The sequence below is a fragment of the Segatella copri genome, assembly GCF_019127135.1.
GTDB lineage: Bacteria > Bacteroidota > Bacteroidia > Bacteroidales > Bacteroidaceae > Prevotella.
This window is the reverse complement of the sequence record NZ_JAHOEA010000145.1, coordinates 1-1,367: the sequence shown is the minus strand read 5'-3', so window position 1 is coordinate 1,367 and position 1,367 is coordinate 1. Positions and strand designations below refer to the sequence as shown.

Genomic DNA, 1,367 nt, shown 5'->3' with positions numbered 1-1,367 from the left:
GGGGGTGTAATTTAAACTGTGTCAAGGCTTGTTCTTAACTTTCATTCCCACTCCCTGCTGGGGGCATGCCCCCAGCAGGGAAGCCTTTTCGGCTGCAAAGTTACATAATTTTAAATCTATCTCCAAATTTTATTGCCAATTGTTGAGAAATTTGTCCCCAATTTGCCAGTGGCATAGTCCATTTCTTACGGATGTTGCGGTAAGCTAAGTACACAAGCTTCTCCAAAGAATTATCCGTAGGAAAGACCCCTTTAGTCTTTGTGACCTTTCTTACCTGTCTGTGATACCCCTCAACCGTATTGGTCGTATAAATGAGTTTACGGATGGCTGGAGTATATTGGAAATACTCTGTCAGACGTTCCCAATTGTCACGCCATGACTTGATGACAATTGGGTACATCTCTCCCCACTTAGACTCTAACAGGTCTAAATTAGCAGCAGCGGAGTCTTTGTTTACTGCACCATATACTGTTCTTAAATCCTTGATAAACTCCTTTTGATGCTTACTGCCAACATACTTGATAGAATTGCGTATCTGATGGACAATGCAGAGCTGCACAGAACTCTCAGGAAATACGCTTTGGATGGCATCTGGGAAGCCTTTGAGACCATCAATACAACAAATCAAGATGTCTCGAACACCACGGTTCTGAAGATCCGTAAGAACTTCTAGCCAGAAGTTAGCTCCTTCACTCTTAGACACATACATACCTAACAGTTCTTTTTGGCCTTCCTTGTTGATACCAAGAATGTTGTAAATGGCTCGTGTGACAGCTCTGCCATTCTCATCCTTTACCTTATAATGGATAGCATCAAGCCAGCAAATGGCATATACAGGATCGAGCATGCGAGACTTCCAGGCGGTGATTTCGGGTAATACACGGTCTGTTATAGAGCTGATAGTATCGGCTGATAGAGTTGTGTTGAACTCACGCTCAAAGTAGCTGCTGATGTCACGTGTGCTGGTGCCCATGGCGTACATCTCAATAATCTGGTCTGCCATGCCATTGGCAAGAATAGTCTCACGCTTCTTTACGGTCTCAGGTTGGAAAGTTCCATCTCGGTCACGAGGAGTCTCTATAGTGACCTCACCATATTTTGTTTGAACCTTCTTACTCATCTTACCATTACGACGGTTGCCGGAAGAGCGTTCCTCTTCACTTAAATGAGCGTCCATCTCACCTTCGAGAGCTGAGTTGAGAATACGCTCTAACAATGGAGCTAATGCTCCGTCCTTGCCAAATAAGGCTTCACCACTACGCAACTGCTGAGCTGCTTTCTTGTAATCAATTTCTAAGTTGTCCATAATATAAAAACTGTGTTAAACTACTTTTATTGTAGCTTGACACAGTTTAGTTTACACTCTC

1 protein-coding gene is annotated in these 1,367 nt (G+C 43.4%); it reads right to left on the bottom strand.

Features of this window, described 5'->3' with window-relative positions:
- Positions 1–100: 100 nt before the first annotated feature.
- A complete protein-coding gene (locus KSW37_RS15555) occupies positions 101–1,306 on the bottom strand; it encodes an IS256 family transposase (RefSeq protein WP_118220300.1) in 1,206 nt (401 codons plus the stop codon).
- Positions 1,307–1,367: the final 61 nt, after the last annotated feature.

Coding starts and splice junctions, on each gene's coding strand:
- KSW37_RS15555 (WP_118220300.1), bottom strand. CDS start 1,306: ATGGACAACTTAGAAATTGATTACAAGAAAGCAGCTCAGCAGTTGCGT.